The organism is Micromonospora eburnea, from assembly GCF_900090225.1.
Lineage (GTDB): Bacteria > Actinomycetota > Actinomycetes > Mycobacteriales > Micromonosporaceae > Micromonospora > Micromonospora eburnea.
This window is the reverse complement of sequence record NZ_FMHY01000002.1, coordinates 5,480,805-5,503,517: the sequence shown is the minus strand read 5'-3', so window position 1 is coordinate 5,503,517 and position 22,713 is coordinate 5,480,805. Positions and strand designations below refer to the sequence as shown.

Genomic DNA, 22,713 nt, shown 5'->3' with positions numbered 1-22,713 from the left:
CGCATCCTGCTGTTCGGCGCGAATCTCACCACGAGCTTCGCCGCTCCTGCGGCCACACGGCCGGCTAGAGCCATCTCCGCCGTGAGGCCCACACACTGTGGAGCGGGCCAGGGGCCAGGGTGACAAGGTGGAGCGCCCTACCGGACGAGTCTCAATGGTTGTTGTCAAGGGTGGGGCTGTTGGGCCTGATCCGGCTGGCGGCTCTGGGCCATGAGACGGTGGGGCAGGTAAGTGCGTCGGTGGCGCTGCAGCCGTTCTGTTCGCGGAGGCGGCGCCACTGTTCGTGTGCGGCGAAGATGCGGTTCAGGCCGTCATGCTCGTCGCGTAGCTCTAGGAACTCATCGAGTAGGTCGAACAGGGTCTCAACGGCGCGGGCATCGAGGTCTGGGTCCATGTCGCAGAAGTTCTTGGGGCCGATCGGTTCGGTCAGGTGGGCGACGATGCTCCCCCAGACGTGGTTGTCGAGACAGCCGGCTTGCGTCACCAGCCACGGTTGGAAGCCGGTCAGTAAAGTTCGGGCGTTTGCCTGGTTGCACCCTTCGATGAAGGCCACGACGCTGGCGAAGTCATCTCGGATGAGCCACATCCTGGGCCGTTTGCGGACGTTGGCGAACAAGTCCCGGTAGCCGGTGATCGAGATCGTCACAGTCGAATTCTGCCTGGCTGTCCGCTGTCCATGCGCCTCGCGGTAGGGGGGCTCCCCGGTCGGGCAGGCTCGCCCCTGCCCGAGGTTCTCGGTCGGGTCAAGGCTCGCCGGAGGCGACCGCGTAGCGGCTTGGCCTTGACCTGGCCGGGCTTTTCGGGCTGCTCTGTGGGTGCCCGGCCGAGGAGACCCTCGCTGGGTTCGGTTCTGTCGGGGGCTGATGTGAGGATGCCATTCATGGTCGACAATCAAATGTTTCAGCACAGCCAGGTCGAGGTGGATGGATCCTCCGTGCACGTCGTGGAGGCGGGGGCACCAGACGGCAAGCCCGTCCTCTTCCTGCACGGATGGCCCCAGTCCTGGCGTACCTGGCAGCAGGTCATGTCCCTGGCGTCGGGACAGGCGCGGGTGCTGGCGATCGACCTGCCCGGTGTCGGACGGTCCACCGGTAACGCGACCGACGGCTCCAAGAGCGAGCTCGCCGCGGTCGTCCACCAGCTCGTGGCGGCGCTCGGGCTTGAGGACCTGACCCTGGTCGGCCACGACGCTGGCGGGATGGTCGTGTATTCCTACCTACGGCGCTTCGGGGACGTCGAGCGGGCGGTGATCATGGACACCGTCATCCCCGGCGTGGACCCGTGGGGGGAGGTTCTTCGTAACCCGTATATCTGGCACTTCGCCTTCCACTCGATCCCGGACCTGCCGGAACGGCTGGTGCAGGGGCGGCAGCGGGAGTATTTCGACTACTTTCTCGACGTCCTGACGCCGGATCCCTCGAAAATCACTTCCGAGGCCCGAAACGCATACGCTGCCGCGTACGCCGAGGAAAGCGCCCTGACCGCAGGGTTCAGCTGGTATCGCACCCTCACTCAGGACGCGGCGGCGAACCTGGCGGCGAGTGACGGGCCACCCGCCACGACTCCGCTGCTGTACCTGCGGGGCGAGCGAGAGGGCGGGCGGATCGCCGACTACATCGAAGGGTTCCGTACCGCAGGCCTGAGCGATGTCCGGGATGGAGTTGTGTCGGGCGCTGGACACTTCACGCAGGAGGAAAACCCAGACGAGACCTGGCGGCTGATTGCACACTTCGCCGGATTGTTGGCACCACTGTGCGGATAGGGCTCAGCAGAGCCTGAAATACCTACGGCTCGTCGGTTTGCGGTCAGGTGTGGCCGGAAGTGGCCGGTCGAGATTCGTGAGCGAGCTGGGCCGCTGTCTCGAATGCCACCACCCAGGGGAAGGCTCTCTGCCGCTCGTTGCCGCTCCCGGGCGGGTGCGGTTCCCACTGATCGTCGGGGCCGAGCAGGACGCGTACCCCTTCGTCGCGAAGGCTGGCCAAGGCGTGCCGGAACGGCGCCCGCGCGGCGAGGGCAGCGTTGACGAACGGGACGATGACGGTCGGCACCTGCCTGCCGATCAGCTCAGCGACCGAGGTCATGGCGTAGTTGTCGGCCAGGCCGAGGGCGATCTTGTTGATCGAGTTGTAGGTTGCGGGGGCGATAACCAGGGCATCGGTTGCGGGAAGCGACCGGCGGGTGCCGGGCGACGACTGGTAGGTCGACCGAACCGAATGACCGGTGAGGGTCTCGAGCCGCTGAGGTTCGATGAAGTCCATCGCGCTTGGCGTGGCCGTGATCGCCACTGTCCAGGATCGCTCCTGCGCGGTCCTGACGAGGTCGGTTACATCGAAGGCGGGACCGGCGCCGCAGACGACGATCTGGAGGTGACCGCCCTTCACACGCGGATCCCAGCGCTTTGGGCGAAACCGACAGCGGCGGTGCGGACAGAGCCGTTGGCGAGCACGGCGAGGTCGCTGGCGAGGCGCCGGACCGTCGGTCGGCAGCGGACCTTCTCGGGCGCCACCTCGTACGCGGTGCGCAGTGCCCTGAGGCTGTGCTCGTATCGGCCCCACTGGGTGTAGGCGCGTGCCACGTCGACAAACAGGGACGCCTTGCGCTCGGCCAGCGTCACTTTCTCCAGCGCCACTGTGTCGGCGATCGCGACGGCTGTCCCGGCGTCGCCGAGGGTCAGCGCGATGTTGACCTGATGCAGCAGGACGTTGGTGGCACCGAAGCCGGTCCACCGGTCGTTGCCGTCGTAGCCGAGGCGGGTTGCAGCGCGGGTTGCCTCTTCGAGCATCGCGTGTGCGGTGTCCCGGTCGTGTCGGCGGGCGGCCGCGATGGCCCCCCGGAGGACGAGGGCGCCGTAGACGGCCACCGCATCGGTCGATGCGAGGCGGGTGTCCCGGTCGAGCGAGCCGGCTGCGTTTTCGGCGAGGGTCACCGCCTGGGCATCGTGGCTGTTACCCATGAGCGCATGGGTCATGATCCGGGCGCTCGCGGCGATCGCCACCGGGTCCTGACTCCTGGCAGCAGCTCGGGTGCTCCGCTCTGCCGCTACCAGGGCTGTCCCGCGATCGCCCACCTTCAGCAGGACGCTGCCAACGACGTGGTACAGGTCGGCGGCCAGGGCCTCGACCCCTTGCCGCCGCTCGCCATTCGCGCTCGACTTCACCGGTTCGAGGGACGGCAGCAATGTCACGAGCCGGTCGAGTGCACGCTCGTACCGGCAGGCCTGGTAGTCGATCTTGGCGGCAGCGACGGCCCGGGAGAACTGCGGGAAGGAGAGTGCCGCACCGTCTGAGGGCGGTGGCGAGAAGAGCACGTCGAGCAGCGGCGCGACGTTGGGTGCGGCGGCGACGCCGATAGCCGCTCCGCGTAGAAGATCTCTTCGTCGCACGTCACCATCCGAGCACGAGTCACCGTCTCCGTCATCGCCAGTATCCGCATGCGCCCCGGCATCCAGCCGCGAGGTAACCGCAGTTGCCCCGCTGGTGCCGGCCGTCCGTAGCGCCTCGAACCGTTCCCGTACCTCAGGTGTGGCTCGGGCCAGCACGGTGTCCAGCGCGGCCTGCATGTCCGCGCGGGGGAGCACGTTGCTGCCCTGGCTGCTCCACTTGGCCACGGTCCGCCGTGCCGCGCCGAGGTGCTCGGCGAAGGCGGTCACGCTCATCCGCAACGCATTCCGTAGCGCGGTCGCGTCCTGGCCGGTCCAGGTCGTCACCGTAGCCATCGCACGTCCTTCCGGAACGGACAGTCACCGGTGGAGGTGATGGTAGCCGCACATGAGGTGACGGCAGGTGCACCGCGGGTGCACTCGCGAGACATTCCGTCCGTCCACCGCCCAAGCCAGCCTGGATGTGCCGACGTGCCGATCCCCAGCGGAGCGCCGGTGGCCAGCGACAACCTCACGGCAGGGAGCTCCAGATGGACGTGCCGATCGGCGACAGGTCGGAACGCGACCCGACGCACCGGCAGGTGCTCGCGTCGGGCACTCCGTCGACCGCATGGGTGACTCCCCGTTCGCGTACCGCCAGCAGGGCTGCGTGGGCGGGGGCCGGTGGTCTTGCTCCCAGCCGCTGGCGGATGGCGGTGGGCTTGCCGGCATGCCAGCAAGCCCACCGCGTGCAGAGGCCAGCGCCGATCGGGGCCGGCCATTACGGATAAGCCCGGCTGACGGTGGCATCACCTCCGTCCGGCTGGATGTCACTGCGTGCGCGGGAGGGGTAGCAGAAGCCCGGCCTTGTCCCTCTCGCACATGGCAGTCCGATGGGCCAACACCGCAGCTACAGGCCGGGCGGTGGCATGCCGGTCTGTCAGTGAAGCCGTCCCCACGGACATCGACACCGCCCCATCCCCTTTACTCCTTCTCAGGAAAGGCTCGCGTATGTATGAGCAGGATGAGCTGGCCCGCTATGGCTATCGGCAGGAACTGGCCCGGCGGTTGCGGTTTCGGGACCTGATCGCGTATGGCTTGGTGTACATGGTGCCGATTGCGCCGATGGCGATCTTCGGCAGCGTGTACGCGGGCTCCGGCGGCATGGTGGCTCTGGCGTATGCGATCGGCGTCGTGGCGTTGGTGTTCACCGCGTTCTCGTATGCGCAGATGGTGAAGGCGTTCCCGATGTCGGGCAGCGTCTACAACTACGCCGGCAGGGGCATCAGCCCACCCGTCGGCTTTCTCGCCGGCTGGGTGATCCTCCTCGATTACATCCTGGTGCCGGGGTTGTTGTACCTGGTGGCGTCGGTGGCGATGCACGCGACCGTGCCTGCGGTGCCGGTCTGGTTGTGGCTGTTGGGCTTCGTTGCGGTGAACACGGTGGTCAACTCGGTCGGGATCCGCATGACCGCGGTGGTCACCCGAGTGATGCTGGTCGGTGAGCTGATCGTCCTGGCGGTCTTCATCGCCGTCGCCGGTTGGGCTGTCGCCTCTGGGAGGGGCCGGTTCAGTTGGGAGGCGTTCTACAACTCCGACACCTTCACCTGGTCGGTCGTGGCGGGGGCGGTGTCGATCGCCGTGCTGTCCTTCCTAGGTTTCGACGGCATCAGCATGCTCGCCGAGGAGGCCAAGGGCGGTTCCCGGCAGATCGGCCGGGCGATGGCCGCCGTCCTGGTTCTGGCGGGGGTGTTGTTCATCGTCCAGACGTGGCTGGCCGCGATGCTCGTCCCCGATCCGTCCGGGCTGTTGGCCGACGGTGATCCGAACGGGACTGCCTTTTACGACGCCGCTCTGGTGGCCGGCGGGGGCTGGCTGGCGACGCTGTGTGCGGTGGCGACCGCGGTCGCGTGGGGGTTGCCGAACTCGATGGTCGCGCAGGTCGCCACCTCCCGGCTGTTGTACGCGATGGCCCGGGATCGGCAGTTGCCCGCGTTTCTGGCGAGGGTGTCGATCCGCCGGAACGTGCCGATCAATGCCACCCTGCTGACCGGCGCCGTCTCCCTGGCGCTGGGCCTGTACATGGCTGCCCGTTCCGACGGGATCACTCTGCTGTCCTCGCTGATCAATTTCGGGGCGATGGTCGCGTTCCTCGTCCTGCACGTCTCCGTGGTGGTGCACCACCTCATCCGCCAGCGCAGCGGGAACTGGTGGGCACACCTGCTCATGCCCGCGATCGGGTTCGCCATCCTCGCTTACGTGGTGGTGAACGCGAGCATCGCCGCGCAACGTCTCGGTCTGGCCTGGCTGGCTCTCGGCGTGATCGTCCTCGCTGGCCTGTACCTGTCTGGCCGCCGGCCCACCCTGTCCGGGCTCGCCCCCGTGCAGCGGGCAGGCCGTGACCTGGAGCGGGTGTGATCGCCATGGAGAAGATCACCTACCGGCCGGTTCGGGACGAGTTGGCGTACACGTTCGGTGGGCGGCTACCAGTCGCGCACCTGCACTCCGGTGACGTGCTGGAAGTCTTCACCGAGGACTGCTTCGGTGGTCTCGTACGCGGGCCGGCGGATCTGCCGTCGCAGGTGTGCCGCATGCCCTACCTGAACCCGGTGTCGGGGCCGTTCTTCGTCGAGGACGCCGAGCCCGGTGACACCCTCGCCATCCACCTCGCCTCCATCACCCCCGCCCGGGACTGGGGTGTGTCCTCGACATTCCCGCACTTCGGTGCGCTCACCTCCACCTCCCACACCGCCACCTTGCAGCCGCCGCTGGAGGAACGGGTCTGGGTGTACGGCATCGACCGGCAGGCCGGCACAGTCCGGTTCCAGGCCACCGAAACGAATCACGCCATCAACCTGCCGCTCGATCCGATGATCGGCACTATCGGCGTCGCCCCCGGCGGCTTCCAAGCCCGCTCGACCATCGTCCCGGACACCCATGGCGGGAACCTCGACACCCCACGCCTGCGCGCCGGCACCACCCTCTACCTGGGGGTGAACGTGCACGGGGCGATGTTCGCCCTCGGCGACGGCCACGCCTGCCAGGGCGAGGGCGAGGCCTGCGGCGTCGGCGTGGAGATCGCCACCACCACCATCCTCACCGTCGAGGTCATCAAAGGCGTGTCGACGGTGTGGCCCCGGCTGGAGACCGACACGTCGATCATGTCGATCGGCTGCGCCCGCCCCCTGGAAGACGCCTACCGCATCGCCCACCACGACATGGTCGGCTGGGCCAGCGAACTGACCGGTCTGGAGATCCTGGACGCGTACCAGCTCATCTCGCAGGTGGGGCGGGCGCCGATCGGCAACGTGTGCGACCCCAACTACACCGTCCTCGCCGCCGTCGACAAGGCACTGCTCCCCACCCCGGACCCGGCCTACACCGGCGTGCACGCACGGCTGCGACAGCACACCACCGGGCTGCGGTAGAGGGAGGAGACCCGTCATGGCTATGCCGCTTCCCCCGCTGCCGCTGCGCGACGAACTGTTCCTACTCGGCCACAACGACGACACCGGCCAGCCGCACATCCACCGGCAGGCACTGGCCCTCGGCCTGGCCGGCGCGGTCCTGATCAACCTGTACCTGGCCGGACACGTCGACCTCGGCGACGAGACCCGCCCAGCCGACGAGCGATGGCTACGCCCACACCTCGACCGGCCCGCCAACGATCTGATCGCCGACACCGCCCTGACCTCGATCCGCTACGCCCGCACCCTGCCCACGCTGAAAGGGTTCCTGCGCGGCTTCTCCGCCGACCTGTACGAACGCACCCGCGCCGGCCTCGTCGCCGCCGGCATCCTCCGCCACGCCACCCGCCGCCGCCTCGCCGGCCTCATACGCGCCGACAGCTACCTGCCCGTGGACAGCAAATGGTCGGTAGTGGCCCGCGCCCGGCTGCGCTCTATCGCCACCCGATATCAGCAGCCGGACAACCACACCGCCGCCCTCGCCGGACTCGTCGCCGTCCTCGGCCTCACCGAACACCTCTACCTCGCCGACGACACCACCACCCTCACCACACACCTCAAGACGATCGCCGACCAGCACCTGCACCCGGTACGCGACATCACCGCCGCCATCGACGCCACGGTCGGCGACCTCGCCACCGCCGCCTACCGGTAGCCCACGGACAGGGACGCCAATCATGGAATCGAACGCTCGTATCCGGGCGGCGCGTTGGACGGACAAGGACGCGGTCGCGGCGTTGATCGCCGACGCCCTCTACGCCACCCCGCTCGGCCAGTGGCTCGTACCCGCCACACGCCGCCGGGTCCTGGCCGACGTCCTGTTGATCTGGGTGGAGCACGCACTGTTCTTCGGCGATGTCCACATCACCGACGACCTCACCGCCGCCGCCGTCGGCTTTCACCGCTACCGGCCCATCCCACCACCCGCCAACTACCGCATCCGGCTCGCCGACACGGCCGGGGGCCACGCCGGCCGGTTTGACCTGCTGGAAAGTCGGCTGTCCGCGAGACAGCCCACCGAGCCGCACTACCACCTCGCGGTTTTCGCCGTACACCCCGACGCCCAAAAGGCCGGTCGCGGTGCCGCGCTGCTGACCCATCACCGCGCCCGCATCGACCGCGTCGACCTGCCGTCCTGGACCACCACCTTCACGGACGGGCAGCAGTTGCTCGCCCGCTACGGCTACACGCCCCGACCGGCGATCACCCTGCCCGACGGGCCGACCCTGCACCCGATGCGCCGTAACCCTCCCCGTGGCAGCAGCGGCGTGCCGATCAACCCCAGCCGTACGGCCGACAACCGTTGGGACCTCCATGCCTAGCCCCAGCGCATTCGCCACACAGACCAAGCTGGCCGGTGACACCCACCCGACAGCCGACCACTCACATCCTCAACCGAGACCGCGGATCATGGCTGTCCCCAGCAGATACCCACCAGACCTGATCGACGCCGTCGTCCAACGCGTCGCCGACGCCCGCGCCGTCAAGGCATACGGCGCGGTCACCACCGTCGCCCGCCAGCTGAACCTCGAACCCCGCCTGGTCCAGAAATGGGTCACCAGGGCCGCCACCCCAGCCACATTCCACGCGGGCAGGCCGGCCGCCACCCCGCGCGTGTTGTGCCTGCGTCCGGGACTGTTGCACTGCCGGTTCTGCCGCCGGCCGATGCCCTACGCCGATCTGCACGAGGGCTACCAGTGTCAGCAGGGCTGCCGCCCACGACCTCTTGCCGATGCGACCATCGCCGACGTTGTCGGTCGGGCGATACTGCGGCACGCGGCCCGGGTCATCCCGTCGACCGGCGCACCGACACCCCCGCAGTTGGCTGCCCTCCACGCCGACCGCGTCCTCGCCCGCATCACCGTCGGCGCCAGCCCCACCGACATCACCCTCACCTGGCGCGCCACACCCGCATCCGCCTGCGACCGGCGTATCGCCGAAGGCGTACGGCGCGTCGCCACCGCCCGAACCCTGGCCCCCACCGATCCGCTGCGCGCCCGGCAACTCCTGCACGTCAGCCTGGCCGGTGTCGACCCCGCCACCGCGCCCGCCCATCCGCTACATGCGGAAGCCGCCGCGCTCCTGGCCGAACTACAGCTCCGCCTCGGCCGCCCCACCGACGCCATCGGCTGGGCCACCTACGCCCAGCAGAACAGCGCCTACCTGTACGGGCCCACCCACCCGCGCAGCCTGCACGCCCTACACCTTCTGGCCACCGTTCGCCGTCGTGCAGGGCACCACCAACGCGCCTACCACCTCTACCGGCAACTCGGCGAACATCTCGCCACCACCGCCGGCTCTCACGCTCACCCGACTCTCGCGGCCCATGCCATCACCGCTCTCATCCTGTACGACCTTGGTCACTGCCAGCCCGCCCGGACCCTGCTCGCCGACACCATCACCACCCACCGGCGCGAACACCCCGACCACCCCGCCACCATCCGCATGACGCAGCACCTGACCCGTATCTGGGACGACTGCGCCGCCAAGGGCCACGAGCATCACGAAATCTGAACCGTCCGCCTCGCCCCGACAGGAGATCCGCTGTGAACGTGCAGCCCGGCCAAAGGCGCGCCACCCCTGGCAGGCAGCCATCCGATCTCTCTGGAGACGGCCATCCAGCGCAATCAGCGAGCAGCTCACCAACCCCTGAATTGGCGTAACCGCGATGACAAGGACCTTGCAGGACTTCCTTGCACCAGAACAACGCGCACATCTGGAACGACTCGCCAAGGGCGAACGGGACAGCACGCCCGTGCCGATGGGCATCCGCGCCACCACTGGCCCTGCAAACCCGCCCGACTCGCCAGAACCCACCACCGTGCCTGTCGAGGTCAACGTCGATCACCTGCTCTCCTTCGCGCTGCGATCGGAGAACGGCCGGACCCGGGCACTGGCCGAGAAGATCCGCACCCTCGCGGCGGACCTGGCCCAACGCTGCCACACCGAGTACATGGCCCGCCGGCAACGGCTCGACGCGGAGATCGCCGCGTTGGAACAGAAACTCGCCGACGCCCGCGGCCGGCTCCACGACCTGAACCACGGCGCCGCCGCTCCGGTGACTCCCGCATCCCCCACCACCCTGGCCCGGCCGGCGGGCGCTAAGAGCGAGGTCGACGCCGCCGCCGTACGAGCCTGGGCCGCCGAGAACGGCTACCAGGTGCAACCCATGGGCCGCATCCCCAACGGCGTGGTCAACGCCTGGCGCGAAGCAACCATCGACGCCACCCCCGCAGCACTGCCTGATGACCACGCCCACCGACACCAACCCGGCCACCGCATCCGGGAAGTCGGAGCCGGCACTGGCGAAATCTGGCCCAGCTCGTCGGCCGGCGGCAAGCGCGGTCGGCCCAGCACTTATGCGACCGCCTAGACCTGGGCGGCTGGGAGGCCCGGCAGCTCTCGGCAGCCCTCACCTGGTAGTCGCCGTGCGGTGACTACCTGACCGGCCGTCTGACGCGGCAACGGATGGCGGCTGGTCCCGGGCCGGTGGCAGCGGGGCATTCCTCAGCCCCCTGCCGCCGGCCACCCCCCTGCTGTACCGGCTGAATTTTCCCCGCGGCGGACCTCCGGCAGGCCGAGCCAGGACGCCAGCGCCTCCAGCTCCGCGTGCACGGCCGCCGTGACCTCCGCGGTGAACGGGACATCCTCGTGGATCGCGTCGACGCGCAGGACCCCGGCCTTCCGGTCGGCGGTCGCGTCGACCTTGCCGACGAGCCGATCGTGGTGCAGCACCGGCAGCGCGAAGTAGCCCCAGCGCCGCTGCGCCTTCGGCACGTACATCTCCAGGCGGTACTCGAAGTCGAACAGCTCCAGGGCGCGCCGGCGGTCGTGCACCAGCCGGTCGAACGGGGACAGCAGCGCGGTCCGGCCGGCGAGCGGGGTGCCGTCCAGCGCGGCCGGATCGACCCGCCAGAGTCCGGACGTACCCTCGATCTCGGTCGGCTCGCCGGCTTCGCCGACCACCGTCGCGCGGGCGACGCCGAGCGAGCGCAGCAGGCGCTCGTCGCGCGTCCGGGCGGCCTCCTCGGCGGGCACGGCCGGCGTGCCGGGCGGATAGACGCGCTCGGCGAGGTCCCAGGTCCGCTGCCGTCCGATGCGGCCGGAGATGGCGATCTCGCCGCGCGCGGCGAGGAATTCCAGCATCTGCGTGACGTTGCGGTTGTTGGTCCAGCCGGTCGACGGCCACGGCACGACGCTGCGGTCCGGTACGTCGCGACTCAGCAGCGGGCCGGAGTCGCGCAGCAGGTCCAGCACGTACCGGCGGAATGTGTCGTTGGCCGCCAGCCAGTCCCGGCGCCGGGCATCCTCCGGCCAGGCCGCCATCTCGGCGAGGTGCAGCCCCAGGTCGGCCATCGGCCGCACCATCGCCCGGTGCTCGAACAGGGTGCGGTCGGCCTCCAGCGCCCGGGTCAGCTGGTTCGGCTGGTACGCGGCGCCGAGCCGGGTCCAGGCGACCAGGTCGGCGTTGGGCGCCACGGCGGCGGTGGGGTCGATCTGGAGGAACGTCAGCCGGTCTACCACCGTCAGCAGGTCGGCGGGCCGGTCGGCGTCGAGCAGTTGGGCACGGACGGCTACCCGACGGGCGGTGGCGCGGTCGAGCCGCTGCGGGGTCATGCGGAGAGGTTAGTGCCGGTGCCGGTCGTTGAGTGCGGCCGACCGGGCGGTCACGCGGACCAACTCACAATCCGGCTCATCCGCTCGTAATGCCGGGCCAGCTCCGCGTCGATCCGTTCGGCGCGGGCCTCGCCGAGCACCAGACCGGGGTCCTGCCACGGCCGGGCGGTGAGCATCCGGTGGCGTAGGCCCGCCGGCGGATGGGTGGCGAACAGCGACGCGTCCTCCCGGATGGAGAGCTGGCGTACCAGCGGCAGGCGCTCGGCGGCCCCGGCCAGCGAGCGCCGCATTCCCGCCCGCCACCCGGTCGGGCCCTGGCCGCCGCGCGCGCCCTGGCGGACCACCAGCGCCACCGACTCGTGGCTGAGCAGCACGTCGAGCAGGCGCGTCGCGCCCGCCGTGCCGGCCACCCGGGCGGACATCTCGTCGGCCAGGTACTCCGCCCGCTGGCTGTCGCGTAGCGCGGTGCAGACCAGCACCAGGTGGCCGAGGAAGAGCAGGCGGGAGACGAGCCACGACAGGATCCGGCCCAGCCACTCGCCGATCATTTCCAGCAGCCCGCCATTCGGCGTGTCGCGCCGCGGGCGGAACAGGTCGGCGGCGTTGCCGAGCATCGTCAACGCCGGGTCGGTCACCAGCAGCCGCCGGACGTCGCCGTTGACGAAGTGGCCGAGTTCGTGGCCGAGCAGCGCGACCCGCTCCTGCCCGTCCAGCGCACCCCAGAGCGGCAGCCCGAGACAGAGCACCCGGCGCCGGCGCAGTCCCACCGCCGTCGTGTACGCGTTGATGCTGCTGTCGACGCCGATCACGTGCGGCGCCGACGCGCCGATGGCGCCGGCCACCTCCTCGACCAGGGCGTGCAACTCGGGTGCCTCGTCCCGGGAGAGCACCTCGAGGTCGGGGTCGATCCGGCCGAACCGGGGCCGCAGCGCCACCGCCAGCCCGATCAGCGCCAGCCCGAAGACGATCGCGAGGTTCGGGAACGGGTACGCGAACAGCAGCCACACCCCGAGCACCGCCAACGCCAGCACCCCGACCAGGAGCAGCAGCGACACGACGACGGTCACGGTGCCGGCCAGCCCCAACCCGGCCGACTCCAGCGGGCGATCGACGAGCGCGGCGTACTGCTGGCGGGTGAGCCGGGTCGCGAGCCGGTGGGTTCGCCGGTCGATCCAGGACCACCCGAACTCGGGTGGCTGGTGGGCGCGGTCGTAGCTGTCGAGGTTCCATTCGCAGCGGGCGCACCAGGGCATCGCCTCGCGGATCGACACCGTCGGCGTACCGCACTCCGGACACCCCGTACCGGCCGTCGTGGTGATCATGGGTGCCGATACTGCCGGCCCTCGTAGGTCGGCGGTAGCGGCCGTTCAGCGGAACCGCCCGGCCGAGGCGCGGCAGCCGGATTGCCACGGACCGGTCCGGTGCCGCTCTTTTCCCGTTCGGGCCCGGACCGGCCCGGAGCACGTCTACTGTGGAAGACGTCGGCGCCGATTTGTAGCGTTCCGGTGGCGGCCGGGCGTTTCGCGTTGCACAGTGATCGCATGAGCGACGACGGAAGTGGTGGGCACTACTACTGGTGCACGCGACACCACCGGGTCGAGACCGATGCCGACGTGTGCCCCGCGAAGCACGTTCTCGGACCGTACGCCTCAGCCGCCGACGCGGAGAACGCCCTGCAGCAGGTGCGGGAGCGTAACGAAGCGTGGGACGCCGAGGACGCCCGTTGGGCCGGGGAGGACAGGTAGACGGCGCGGGACGGCCCGCGTCGAGGTACTCGTGCTCCGCGACGGCGGCAGCACGTCCCCAAGGAGGGAACCGAGATGGCCGAAGCGCAGCAGGCCACCACCCGCCCAGCCGCCGCCCCCAGGACCCGGAAGCAGACCAGCGCGGCCCGCCGGACCCCGGGCGCGGCCAGCACGACCACCGTCACGAAGGCGTCGCCGAACGCCTCGGGCGCCGGTGCCGGTCGGGTGCCGGCCAAGAAGGCGGTCGCGAAGAAGGCGGCCGCGAAGAAGGTCGTGTCGGCGGCGCGGAAGGCGCTCGCGAAGACAGCCCCGGGCACGAGGACCGCCGCGAAGAAGGCCCCGGCGACCAAGGCCACCGCGAAGAAGGCGCCGGCAACCAAGGCCGCCGCGAAGAAGGCCCCGGCGACGAAGACCGCCGCGAAGAAGGCCCCGGCGACGAAGACCGCCGCGAAGAAGGCAGCCGCCAACAAGGCCATCGCGAAGACGGCCACCGCCAAGGCCGCCGCCAGGACGACCGCGGCGAAGAGGGCTGCCGCCGGGAAGACCACGGCGGCGGCGAAGAAGGCTCCCGCGAAGCGGGCCACGGCGGCGGCGAAGAAAGCCACCGCCGCGAAGAAGACGACGCCGGCGAAGCGAGCCCCGGCGAAGAAGACCGGCCCGGCGGCGAAGAAGACCGCCGCGAAGAAGACCACGGCGGCGAAGCGGGCCCCGGCGAAGCGGACCACGGCCGCGAAGAAGGCTCCCGCGAAGAAGGCCACCGCCGCGAAGGCCGCCGGGACCCGCCCGGCCGGGGGTGCCCGCAAGGCTCCGGCGAAGAAGGCCCCGGCGAAGAAGACGACCGGCGCCTCCTCGACCGCCGCGCGCAAGGCGGCGGGCCGGAAGGCGACCTCCGCGACGTCGTCGGTGAGCGGCATCGAGGCCCGGACGAGCACCTCGACCGGTACGCACAAGCGGCTCACCGCCGCGCGGAAGCCGGCCGGCACGAGGGTCGTCGCGGGCCGCTCGACGGCCAAGCCGGCGGGCACCCGCAGGACGACCGGCTGAGTCGGGTACGCCGCCGACCGCCACCGAGTCGGCGACAACTCCAACTCGTCGCCGCGAGCCGGAGCCGTCGGCCTATAGGCGGATCGTGCGCCGCGCTGCCAGGATTGACGCCGTGGTGATCCGACGCGTACTGGCGCCCCGCATCGACTTCGGCGCGCTGCGTCGCGAGCTGGGACTGCCCGAGGGCTTCCCGGCCGCAGCGCAGCGCGAGGCCGAGGAGTCGGCCGCCGCGCCGCTGCCGGCCGTCGCCGACCGGACCGACGTACCCTTCGTCACCCTCGACCCGGCGGCGTCGCGCGACCTCGACCAGGCGATGCATCTCGCCCGCCGTCCCGGTGGCGGTTTCCGGGTCCGGTACGCGATCGCCGACGTCGCCACCCACGTACGTCCCGGTGGGGCGCTGGAGGAGGAGACCTGGCGCCGGGGGCAGACCGTCTATCTGCCTGACGGCAACGTGCCGTTGCACCCGCACACCCTCAGCGAGGGGGCGGCCAGCCTGCTGCCCGACGCCGAGCGGGCGGCCGTGCTGTGGACCATCGACCTCGACGCCGATGGCGGGACGGTGGGCGTGGCAGTGGAACGCGCCCGGGTCCGCAGCCGGGCCAAGCTCGACTACGTCGGTGTGCAGCGCGCCGCCGACGCCGGCCGGCTGCCGGAGCCGATCGCCCTGCTGCCCGAGATCGGTGCCCTGCTCACCGCGCGGGGTCTGCGCCGGGGCGCGGTCAACCTGCCCCTGCCCGAACAGGACGTCGAACCGGACGGCGACGGCTGGCGGCTGGTGCTGCGCGGGCCCGGCCCGATGGAGGAGCACAACGCGCAGATCTCCCTGCTGACCGGGATGGCGGCGGCCGACATCATGCTCGCCGGCCGGATCGGGCTGCTGCGGACGATGCCCGCGCCGAAGCCGGAGGCGGTCGACCGGCTGCGGCTGGCCGCCGGGCCGCTCGGCGTGCACTGGCCGGCGGGGATGTCGGTCGGCGAGGTGCTGGCGGGGCTGGACGCCGCCCAGCCTCGGGCGGCGGCCTTCATCGATCAGGCGGCTGAGCTGATGCGTGGGGCCGCGTACACCGCCTTCGACGGGCAACCGCCCGAGCAGCCGGCGCACGGCGGGGTGGCCGCCGCGTACGCGCACGTCACGGCACCGCTGCGCCGGCTGGCCGACCGGTACGCGACCGAGGTCTGCCTGGCCCTGCACGAGGGCCGGGAGGTGCCCGACTGGGCCCGCGCCGCGTTGCCGAGGCTGCCGGAGACGATGACCAGCACCGACCGGACGGCGTCGGCGGCGGCCCGGGGCGCGGTCGAGCTGGCCGAGGCGGTGCTGCTGGAGCACCGGGTGGGGGAGACGTTCGAGGCGGCCGTGCTGGACGTGGACGCCCCACGCCCGTCCACCGAGGTGCCCCGACAGCCCGGTGACAGCACCGGCCCGGATCGGGCCCAGGGCAACGGCCCCGCGAAGCCCCCTCGCCGCCCCGGCGGCACCGTCGCCCTGGACCACCCGCCGGTCCGTGCCCGCTGCCTCGGCGAGCTGCCGCTCGGCGAGCGCGTCTCGGTCCGCCTGGTCTCCGCCGACCCCACCCACCGCAAGGTCCTCTTCGAACGCGCCTGACCCCGCGACAACTTCATGATCAACGGTGGCTGCCGGGGCCGAGGGTGGTGTTTGGAAGGATGACGGGCATGGGGTATGACGCGAGCACGTTGCCGGATGTGTCGGAACTGATTGTCGGCATCGTCGGGGGTACCGGCGACCAGGGGCGAGGGCTCGCCTATCGGTTCGCCCGGTCGGGGCAGAGCGTGCTGATCGGTTCCCGGTCGGCCGACCGGGCGGCACAGGCCGCCGCGGAGATCGCCGCGCTGCCCGGCGTCGCCGCCGGTACGGCGGTATCCGGTGCGGACAACGACGAGGTGGCCCGCCGCAGCGACGTGGTGATCATCGCGGTGCCCTGGGACGGGCACGCCGCCACCGTCGCCGCACTGGCCGAGCCGCTCGCCGGCAAGATCGTGGTCGACTGCGTCAACCCGCTGGGTTTCGACAAGCAGGGCCCGTACGCGCTGCCCGTCGCGGAGGGCAGCGCCGTGCAGCAGGCCGCCGGGCTGCTGCCGGAATCCCGGGTCTGCGCCGCCTTCAACCACGTCAGCGCGCCGCTGCTGGCCGACCCGGAGATCGACCGGATCGACCTGGACGTGCTGATCTGCACCGAGGACCGGGAGCTGGTCGGCGTGGTCGCGGCGCTCGCCGCCCGGATCCCCGGCATGCGGGGCATCTACGCCGGCCGGCTGCGCAACGCCCACCAGATCGAGGCGTTCACCGCGAACCTCATCGCGATCAACAAGCGTTACAAGGCCCACGCCGGCATCCGCGTCACCGACCTGTGAGCCGATTGGGACCTTGGTAGGAGGCAGCCCCTCCAGGGGCCACTTCCTGCCAAGGTCCGTGGCGGATCCCGCCCGGCCGGTCGGTCAGGTGGTGGGGCGTAGGGGGCAGTCTGTGCGGGCACGGGCGGTCAGCTCGGCCCGCAGGGCGGCCAGCTCCGCGATCCGCGCGTCGATGACGGTGATCTTGTCGGCGAACAGTGCCGACAGCGCCGCCGCGGAGTCGGGCGCGTCGCGTAACTCCTCGCCGTGCCAGGCGATCTCCGCCAGTGAGAACCCGAGGGCCTGTGCCGTGCGGACGTAGTGCAGCCAGGGCACCGTCTCCGGCGGGAAGTCCCGGTAGCCGTTCGCCAGCCGGGCGCCGGCGACGAGGCCGAGCTTCTCGTAGAACCGGATCGTGTCCGTGGTCAGGCCCGACTGAGCGGCCAGCTCTCCGATACGCATGACACCCCGATACGAGCGGACTTGACCTTGGAGCGTACTCCAAGGTCTACGGTCGTCGGCGTTCCGGCCGCCAGACCGGCGGCCCAGGAAGCCCATGAGGAGCCCGCTGTGGTCGACCAACACGTTCCGTCCGGCCCCGCATACCTGCGCGTCGTCCGCGCCAGCGCCTGGTACGACCTGGTGGTCACGATCGGGTTCGCGACGCCCTGGACCTACGCGCTGGTGCACGGCGTCCTGCGGGAACTCGGCGGCGCGCTACGGCTGGGCAGCCTGCCGGCGCTGGACCCGATGCAGACGTTGTACGCGAATCTCATGGGCTCGGTCGTGGTCGTCTGGGCGCTGCTGCGCCTGATCCGCCCGCTGCCGCTGCACGGGCTGCTCGACGGTGTCGCGCGCGCACTGTTCGCGGCGTGGCAGGCGTACGCCCTGGCGCACGGCGTGGCCCGGCTGCTGTGGCTCTTCCTCGTCGTGGAGGTGGGATTCGGCGTGGTTCAGCTCGTGCCCTGGCTGGCCGCCCGACGGGCCGCCGTGCCCAGCACCTGAGCGGGCCGTGGCCGGCGCGAGGCGCGCGACGACGCGTTCGCCACCGCCGAGCCGACCACCGAGACCGGCCGGACAGCCGAGGTGGGCGGTGCGGCCACCGACCGCACCGCCCGGCGTACTCAGAAGGTGTGCTCGGCGGCGGGGAACTCGCCGCCGCGTACCTCGTCGGCGAACCGGCGGGTGGCGTCGGTGAGGGCGCCGGCCAGGTCGGCGTAGCGCTTGACGAAGCGGGGCGCCTTGCCGGTGCGCAGTCCGGCCATGTCCTGCCAGACCAGCACCTGGGCGTCGGTCTCCGGGCCGGCGCCGATGCCGACCGTGGGGATCCGCAGCTCGGCGGTGATCCGCTTGGCCACCTCGCCGGGCACCATCTCCAGCACCACCGCGAAGGCGCCCGCCTCGGCCACCGCCCGCGCGTCGGCGATCACCTCCTCGGCGGTGTCGCCCCGGCCCTGCACCCGGTAGCCGCCCAGGGTGTGCTCGCTCTGCGGGGTGAAGCCGATGTGCGCCATCACCGGGATGCCGGCCCCGACGATCGCCTCGACCTGCGCCGCGCAGCGCCGGCCGCCCTCCAGCTTCACCGCGTGGCAGCCGCCCTCCTTCATGAACCGCACCGCGGTGCGCAGCGCCTGCGCCGGCCCTTCCTCGTACGAGCCGAAGGGCAGGTCACCGACGATGAGCGAGTGCTTCGTCGCCCGTACCACCGCGCGGACCAGGGGCAGCAGCTCCTCGGCGGTCACCGGCAGGGTGGTCTCGTAGCCGAAGACGTTGTTCGCCGCCGAATCGCCGACCAGCAGCACCGGGATCCCCGCCTGGTCGAAGATCGCGGCGGTGTACTGGTCGTACGAGGTGAGCATCGGCCACCGCTCGCCGCGCTCCTTGGCCGCGATCAGGTCGCGGGTGCGTACCCGTCGGGTGACCGGCCCGCCGTAGAGGGCGGTCACCTCGGTCGGGGTGGACTCCACCATGACTCTCTCCTTCCTCGAGGCCGCGTTCGCGGTCCCCGGGTTCGTCGCGATCGTCGCACCGGACGACCGGCCGGCGGGAGGTCGGAGTGGAAGATGTCACTCGCGGCCGGGACGACGGCCCGTCGCGTCAGCCGCGCTCGCGCCAGCGGTTGGTGATCGGCAGCCGGCGGTCCCGCCCGAACGCCTTCATCGAGATCTTCGTGCCGGGGGCCGACTGCCGCCGCTTGTACTCGGCGGTATCCACCATCCGCAGCACCCGGTCCACGATGGCCGGGTCGTGGCCGGACGCGATCAGGCCGTCCCGGCCCAGGTCGCCGTCGACATAGCCGATCAGGATCGGGTCGAGGACGTCGTAGTCGGGCAGGGTGTCGCTGTCGAGTTGGCCGGGGCTCAGCTCCGCCGACGGCGGCTTGCCGATCGAGTTCTCCGGGATCGGCGGGGTCTCGCCGCGGCGCCCGGCGTCGGCGTTGCGCCACCTGGCCAGCCGCCAGATCAGCGTCTTCCAGACGTCCTTTACCGGGTTGTAGCCGCCGACCGAGTCGCCGTAGAGGGTGGAGTATCCGACGGCCAGTTCGCTCTTGTTACCGGTGGTGAGGACCAGGTGGCCCTCCTGGTTCGACAGCGCCATCAGGATCACGCCACGGACCCGGGCCTGGAGGTTCTCCACGGCCACGCCGGAGAGCGACATGTTGGCCAGGAAGGCGTCCACCATCGGCTGGATCGGCTGGATCCGGTAGTCCAGGCCGGTCCGCTTGGCCAGCTCCTCGGCGTCGGAGCGGGAGTGCTCGGAGGAGTGCTGGCTGGGCATCGACACCCCGACCACCCGGTCCGGGCCGAGCGCGTCCACCGAGATGGCCGCCGCCACCGCCGAGTCGATACCGCCGGAGAGGCCGAGCACCACCGACGGGAACCGGTTCTTGTCGACGTAGTCGCGCAGGCCCAGTACCAGCGCCTGCCACAGCTCCGCCTCGTCGGCGACCGGCTCGATGATCCCGCCGACCGCGGGCGCCCCGCCCGGGGCCGGCGGCACGTCGCCGACCTCGGCCCGGACCACCCGCATCCCGTCGGCCAGTTCCTCCGCGCCGCCGGCCGGCTCCCGCGCCGTGGGCAGCTCGACGTCGTGCAGCAGCAGGTGCTCGACGAACTGCGGGGCCCGGGCCAGCAGGGTCCCGTCCGCGCTGACGATCATCGAGTCGCCGTCGTAGACCAGCTCGTCCTGGCCCCCGACCATGTTCACGTACGCGATGGTCGCGCCGGCCTCCGCGGCGCGGCGGCGGACCAGTGGCAGCCGGACGTCGTCCTTGTTCAGCTCGTACGGCGAACCGTTGATGTTGAGCACCAGCCCGACGTCGGCCTGCCGGGCCACCGCGAACGGGCCGCCGGCCTGCCAGAGGTCCTCGCAGATGGTCAGCGCGACGTCCACCCCGCCGATCCGCACCACGTTCAGCGTGTTGCCGGGGACGAAGTAGCGGTCCTCGTCGAAGACGCCGTAGTTGGGCAGGTGGTGCTTGAAGTACCGGGCCACCACCCCGCCCTGGTGCAGCAGCGCGGCGGCGTTGCGGGCGCCCCGGCCCGGCTCGGCGTCGGAGCTGACCTGCGGTGGGCCGTCCGCGTCCAGGTAGCCGACCAGGACGGGCAACTCGCCGAGCCCGTCGGCGGCCAGGTCGGCGGCGAGCCGCTCCAGCGCGGCCTGCGACGCGGCGACGAAGGAGCGGCGGAAGACCAGATCCTCGACCGGGTACCCGGTCAGCATCAGCTCCGGGAAGAGGGCGAGCTGGGCGCCGGCGTCGGCGGCCCTGCGGGACCAGGCGCGGACCAGGCCGGCGTTGCCGGCCAGGTCGCCGACGGTCGGGTCGACCTGGCACAGGGCGAGACGCAGGGTGGGCATGACCTCATCTTGCCCCAGGGGGACGGGTCGAACCCGACCGGACGCGGGAGGTCGGCCACCTGCCGTCACGCGGAACACGGCAGGACGTACGCGAGGCGGTCGCGTAACGTCGGCGTAATCAGGCCGGTGGAGACTGGGCGGTCAGGCCGGACCGGCCTGACCGGTGCCGGACGTACGTGTCGCGAGGTGTGGAAGTGGACCGTCAGCAGGAGTTCGTCCTCCGTACGCTGGAAGAGCGGGACATCCGGTTCGTCCGGCTGTGGTTCACCGACGTGCTCGGCACCCTGAAGAGCGTGTCGGTGGCCCCCGCGGAGCTGGAGGCGGCCTTCGACGAGGGCATCGGCTTCGACGGCTCGGCGATCGAGGGATTCGCCCGGGTCTTCGAGTCCGACATGGTGGCGATGCCCGACCCCACCACCTTCCAGGTCTTCCCCTTCGAGGGTGGGGTGAGCGGCGAGAGCGCCCGGATGTTCTGCGACATCCTGCTCCCCGACGGCAGCCCGTCCTGGGCCGACCCGCGGCACGTGCTGCGCCGGGCGCTGTCCCGGGCGGCGGAGAAGGGGTTCACCTTCTACACCCATCCCGAGATCGAGTTCTTCCTGCTGGAGAACGGCGCGCAGGACGGCTCGGTGCCGGTCCCGGTGGACACCGGCGGCTACTTCGAGCACACCACCCACGCGGTCGCGCGGGACTTCCGCCGGCAGGCCGTGCTGGCGCTGGAACGGATCGGCATCTCGGTCGAGTACAGCCACCACGAGGTGGCCCCCGGCCAGCAGGAGATCGACCTGCGCTACGCCGACGCGCTCACCACCGCCGACAACATCATGACCTTCCGGCACGTGGTCAAGGAGGTGGCCCTCTCCACCGGCGTGCAGGCCAGCTTCATGCCGAAGCCGTTCACCGACCAGCCGGGCAGCGGCATGCACACCCACCTGTCGCTCTTCGAGGGGGAGCGCAACGCGTTCCACGACGCCGGCGACCCGATGAAGCTGTCCAAGGTGGCCAGGTCGTTCATCGCCGGGCTGCTCACCCACGCCCGGGAGTACACCGCGGTCACCAACCAGTGGGTCAACTCGTACAAGCGGCTCTTCCCGCTGGCCCTGCCCGACCGGATCACCGAGAGCCCGGCGTACGTCTGCTGGGGCCACCTGAACCGGTCCGCACTGGTCCGGGTGCCGGCGTACGGCAAGCCGAACTCGGCCCGGGTGGAGGTGCGCTCGCTGGACTCGGCGACCAACCCGTACCTGGCCTTCGCGGTGATGCTCGGCGCCGGCCTGAAGGGCATCGAGGAGGGGTACGAGCTGCCCCCGGGCGCCGAGGACGACGTCTGGTCGTTGAGCAGCGCCGAGCGCCGGGCGATGGGGTACGAGGCGCTGCCGGAGAATCTGGCCGAGGCGATCGACGTGATGGCCGGCTCCGAACTGGTCGCCGAGATCCTCGGCGAGCACGTCTTCGACTTCTTCCTGCGCAACAAGCGGGCCGAGTGGGAGCAGTACCGCCGCGAGGTCACCCCGTACGAGCGGCAGCGCTACCTGTCGCTCTGAGCGTGTCGTACCCCGGGCATAGCTTCGCGGGGTGAACCGGACGGACCGTCTCTACGCTCTGGTGGAGGAGTTGCGGGCGGTGTCGCCGCGCCCGCGCAGCGCCCGCTGGCTGGCCCAGCGCTTCGAGGTCAGCACCCGGACCGTCGAGCGGGACATCGCCGCGCTCCAGGCCGCCGGGGTGCCGATCTGGGCCGAGCCGGGTCGCACCGGCGGTTACGTGATCGACCGGGCGCGTACCCTGCCGCCGGTCAACCTGACGCCAGCCGAGGCGGTGGCGATGGCCCTCGCGTTGCACCGCCTCGGCGGCACGCCGTTCGCGGCCGCCGCCGGTGCGGCGCTGCGCAAGCTGGTCGCCGTGATGCCGGCCGCCGACGTCGCCGAGGCGCACCGCCTCGCCGGCCGGGTGCACCTGATCGGCGACGGGCCGGCCACGCCCGTCCCGGCCGCCGTCGCCGACGCGGTCGCCGCCGGGCGGGTGCTCCGCCTGACGTACGCGGACCGCTCCGGCGCGGACTCGGCGCGGGACGTGGAGCCGCTGGCCTACCTGGGCAACGCCCGACACTGGTATCTGCTGGCCTGGTGCCGGCTGCGCGACGGGCTGCGCTGCTTCCGCACCGACCGGATCCGCTCGGTGCACCCGCTGGCCGAGGCGGTGACCCGGGAGCTGCACCCCGGCGACCTCGACATCCCGCACGACCGGCTGCACCCGCTCAGTCTGGTCTGAAACC

22 protein-coding genes are annotated in these 22,713 nt (G+C 71.3%); 14 read left to right on the top strand and 8 right to left on the bottom strand.

Annotated features, from left to right (window positions below):
* Positions 1-151 precede the first annotated feature (151 nt).
* On the bottom strand, positions 152-646 hold the full coding sequence (locus tag GA0070604_RS23710; protein ID WP_091122790.1) for a hypothetical protein: 495 nt from the start codon (positions 644-646) through the stop codon (positions 152-154).
* Between the two features lie 234 nt (positions 647-880).
* Between GA0070604_RS23710 and GA0070604_RS23705 the strand changes: the two genes are divergently transcribed.
* Positions 881-1,762 (top strand): alpha/beta fold hydrolase, encoded by an 882-nt coding sequence (locus GA0070604_RS23705; RefSeq protein ID WP_167363565.1) that lies wholly within the window; start codon positions 881-883, stop codon positions 1,760-1,762.
* 43 nt (positions 1,763-1,805) lie between these two features.
* Here the strand turns inward: GA0070604_RS23705 and GA0070604_RS23700 are convergent, their stop codons facing one another.
* Both GA0070604_RS23700 and GA0070604_RS23695 read right to left on the bottom strand, forming a co-directional pair.
* Entirely contained in the window at positions 1,806-2,381 is a 576-nt protein-coding gene (locus tag GA0070604_RS23700) for a flavoprotein (RefSeq protein WP_091122783.1), read from the bottom strand.
* Positions 2,378-3,715 (bottom strand): hypothetical protein, encoded by a 1,338-nt coding sequence (locus GA0070604_RS23695; RefSeq protein WP_091122779.1) that lies wholly within the window; start codon positions 3,713-3,715, stop codon positions 2,378-2,380. Before GA0070604_RS23695 ends, GA0070604_RS23700 begins: the two co-directional genes overlap by 4 nt.
* Positions 3,716-4,369: 654 nt before the next feature.
* Between GA0070604_RS23695 and GA0070604_RS23690 the strand changes: the two genes are divergently transcribed.
* The 6 genes from GA0070604_RS23690 to GA0070604_RS23665 all read left to right on the top strand — a co-directional run bounded on the left by GA0070604_RS23690 (position 4,370) and on the right by GA0070604_RS23665 (position 10,198).
* Entirely contained in the window at positions 4,370-5,776 is a 1,407-nt protein-coding gene (locus GA0070604_RS23690) for an APC family permease (protein WP_091122777.1), read from the top strand.
* A 5-nt stretch (positions 5,777-5,781) separates the two neighbouring features.
* Positions 5,782-6,786: an acetamidase/formamidase family protein gene (locus GA0070604_RS23685; protein WP_377592224.1), complete on the top strand. Its 1,005-nt coding sequence runs from the start codon at positions 5,782-5,784 to the stop codon at positions 6,784-6,786.
* A 16-nt stretch (positions 6,787-6,802) separates the two neighbouring features.
* Complete coding sequence (locus GA0070604_RS23680; protein WP_091122771.1) at positions 6,803-7,480, top strand: GOLPH3/VPS74 family protein; 678 nt, start codon at positions 6,803-6,805, stop codon at positions 7,478-7,480.
* A 22-nt stretch (positions 7,481-7,502) separates the two neighbouring features.
* The gene (locus GA0070604_RS23675) at positions 7,503-8,147 is read left to right on the top strand and encodes a GNAT family N-acetyltransferase (protein ID WP_208602157.1); all 645 of its coding nucleotides are present in this window, start codon (positions 7,503-7,505) and stop codon (positions 8,145-8,147) included.
* A gap of 88 nt (positions 8,148-8,235) precedes the next feature.
* Entirely contained in the window at positions 8,236-9,339 is a 1,104-nt protein-coding gene (locus tag GA0070604_RS23670) for a CDC27 family protein (protein ID WP_091122768.1), read from the top strand.
* A gap of 154 nt (positions 9,340-9,493) precedes the next feature.
* Positions 9,494-10,198 (top strand): Lsr2 family DNA-binding protein, encoded by a 705-nt coding sequence (locus GA0070604_RS23665; protein WP_091122764.1) that lies wholly within the window; start codon positions 9,494-9,496, stop codon positions 10,196-10,198.
* Positions 10,199-10,332: 134 nt separating this feature from the next.
* On the opposite strand, the gene GA0070604_RS23660 is transcribed toward GA0070604_RS23665, so the two are convergent.
* Both GA0070604_RS23660 and GA0070604_RS23655 read right to left on the bottom strand, forming a co-directional pair.
* Positions 10,333-11,442, bottom strand: coding sequence for a DNA glycosylase AlkZ-like family protein (locus GA0070604_RS23660; protein WP_091122762.1), 1,110 nt, complete (start codon positions 11,440-11,442; stop codon positions 10,333-10,335).
* 50 nt (positions 11,443-11,492) lie between these two features.
* Positions 11,493-12,764 (bottom strand): M48 family metallopeptidase, encoded by a 1,272-nt coding sequence (locus GA0070604_RS23655; RefSeq protein WP_091122758.1) that lies wholly within the window; start codon positions 12,762-12,764, stop codon positions 11,493-11,495.
* A 219-nt stretch (positions 12,765-12,983) separates the two neighbouring features.
* Between GA0070604_RS23655 and GA0070604_RS23650 the strand changes: the two genes are divergently transcribed.
* The 4 genes from GA0070604_RS23650 to npdG all read left to right on the top strand — a co-directional run bounded on the left by GA0070604_RS23650 (position 12,984) and on the right by npdG (position 16,604).
* Positions 12,984-13,187 (top strand): hypothetical protein, encoded by a 204-nt coding sequence (locus GA0070604_RS23650; protein ID WP_089009863.1) that lies wholly within the window; start codon positions 12,984-12,986, stop codon positions 13,185-13,187.
* Positions 13,188-13,262: 75 nt separating this feature from the next.
* The gene (locus GA0070604_RS33205; protein ID WP_244162061.1) at positions 13,263-14,231 is read left to right on the top strand and encodes a histone; all 969 of its coding nucleotides are present in this window, start codon (positions 13,263-13,265) and stop codon (positions 14,229-14,231) included.
* Positions 14,232-14,343: 112 nt separating this feature from the next.
* Positions 14,344-15,837 (top strand): RNB domain-containing ribonuclease, encoded by a 1,494-nt coding sequence (locus GA0070604_RS23640; protein WP_091122754.1) that lies wholly within the window; start codon positions 14,344-14,346, stop codon positions 15,835-15,837.
* 68 nt (positions 15,838-15,905) lie between these two features.
* Entirely contained in the window at positions 15,906-16,604 is a 699-nt protein-coding gene (gene npdG, locus GA0070604_RS23635; RefSeq protein WP_091122751.1) for an NADPH-dependent F420 reductase, read from the top strand.
* Between the two features lie 84 nt (positions 16,605-16,688).
* Here npdG and GA0070604_RS23630 read toward each other — a convergent pair whose 3' ends face one another.
* A complete protein-coding gene (locus tag GA0070604_RS23630; protein WP_091122747.1) occupies positions 16,689-17,045 on the bottom strand; it encodes a MerR family transcriptional regulator in 357 nt (118 codons plus the stop codon).
* Positions 17,046-17,153: 108 nt separating this feature from the next.
* Between GA0070604_RS23630 and GA0070604_RS23625 the strand changes: the two genes are divergently transcribed.
* The gene (locus GA0070604_RS23625; RefSeq protein ID WP_091122744.1) at positions 17,154-17,588 is read left to right on the top strand and encodes a hypothetical protein; all 435 of its coding nucleotides are present in this window, start codon (positions 17,154-17,156) and stop codon (positions 17,586-17,588) included.
* Positions 17,589-17,707: 119 nt separating this feature from the next.
* Here GA0070604_RS23625 and panB read toward each other — a convergent pair whose 3' ends face one another.
* Complete coding sequence (gene panB, locus GA0070604_RS23620) at positions 17,708-18,553, bottom strand: 3-methyl-2-oxobutanoate hydroxymethyltransferase (protein ID WP_091122740.1); 846 nt, start codon at positions 18,551-18,553, stop codon at positions 17,708-17,710.
* Positions 18,554-18,680: 127 nt separating this feature from the next.
* Positions 18,681-20,441, bottom strand: coding sequence for an NAD+ synthase (locus GA0070604_RS23615; protein WP_091122737.1), 1,761 nt, complete (start codon positions 20,439-20,441; stop codon positions 18,681-18,683).
* Between the two features lie 194 nt (positions 20,442-20,635).
* Between GA0070604_RS23615 and glnA the strand changes: the two genes are divergently transcribed.
* Both glnA and GA0070604_RS23605 read left to right on the top strand, forming a co-directional pair.
* Entirely contained in the window at positions 20,636-21,985 is a 1,350-nt protein-coding gene (gene glnA / locus GA0070604_RS23610) for a type I glutamate--ammonia ligase (protein ID WP_091122734.1), read from the top strand.
* A 31-nt stretch (positions 21,986-22,016) separates the two neighbouring features.
* Positions 22,017-22,709, top strand: coding sequence for a helix-turn-helix transcriptional regulator (locus tag GA0070604_RS23605; RefSeq protein ID WP_091122731.1), 693 nt, complete (start codon positions 22,017-22,019; stop codon positions 22,707-22,709).
* Positions 22,710-22,713 lie beyond the last annotated feature (4 nt).

Coding starts and splice junctions, on each gene's coding strand:
- GA0070604_RS23665 (WP_091122764.1), top strand. CDS start 9,494: ATGACAAGGACCTTGCAGGACTTCCTTGCACCAGAACAACGCGCACAT.
- GA0070604_RS23615 (WP_091122737.1), bottom strand. CDS start 20,441: ATGCCCACCCTGCGTCTCGCCCTGTGCCAGGTCGACCCGACCGTCGGC.
- GA0070604_RS23675 (WP_208602157.1), top strand. CDS start 7,503: ATGGAATCGAACGCTCGTATCCGGGCGGCGCGTTGGACGGACAAGGAC.
- GA0070604_RS23670 (WP_091122768.1), top strand. CDS start 8,236: ATGGCTGTCCCCAGCAGATACCCACCAGACCTGATCGACGCCGTCGTC.
- GA0070604_RS23695 (WP_091122779.1), bottom strand. CDS start 3,715: ATGGCTACGGTGACGACCTGGACCGGCCAGGACGCGACCGCGCTACGG.
- GA0070604_RS23650 (WP_089009863.1), top strand. CDS start 12,984: ATGAGCGACGACGGAAGTGGTGGGCACTACTACTGGTGCACGCGACAC.
- npdG (WP_091122751.1), top strand. CDS start 15,906: ATGGGGTATGACGCGAGCACGTTGCCGGATGTGTCGGAACTGATTGTC.
- GA0070604_RS23690 (WP_091122777.1), top strand. CDS start 4,370: ATGTATGAGCAGGATGAGCTGGCCCGCTATGGCTATCGGCAGGAACTG.
- GA0070604_RS23705 (WP_167363565.1), top strand. CDS start 881: ATGGTCGACAATCAAATGTTTCAGCACAGCCAGGTCGAGGTGGATGGA.
- GA0070604_RS23685 (WP_377592224.1), top strand. CDS start 5,782: ATGGAGAAGATCACCTACCGGCCGGTTCGGGACGAGTTGGCGTACACG.
- GA0070604_RS23655 (WP_091122758.1), bottom strand. CDS start 12,764: ATGATCACCACGACGGCCGGTACGGGGTGTCCGGAGTGCGGTACGCCG.
- panB (WP_091122740.1), bottom strand. CDS start 18,553: ATGGTGGAGTCCACCCCGACCGAGGTGACCGCCCTCTACGGCGGGCCG.
- GA0070604_RS23660 (WP_091122762.1), bottom strand. CDS start 11,442: ATGACCCCGCAGCGGCTCGACCGCGCCACCGCCCGTCGGGTAGCCGTC.
- GA0070604_RS23680 (WP_091122771.1), top strand. CDS start 6,803: ATGGCTATGCCGCTTCCCCCGCTGCCGCTGCGCGACGAACTGTTCCTA.
- GA0070604_RS23630 (WP_091122747.1), bottom strand. CDS start 17,045: ATGCGTATCGGAGAGCTGGCCGCTCAGTCGGGCCTGACCACGGACACG.
- GA0070604_RS33205 (WP_244162061.1), top strand. CDS start 13,263: ATGGCCGAAGCGCAGCAGGCCACCACCCGCCCAGCCGCCGCCCCCAGG.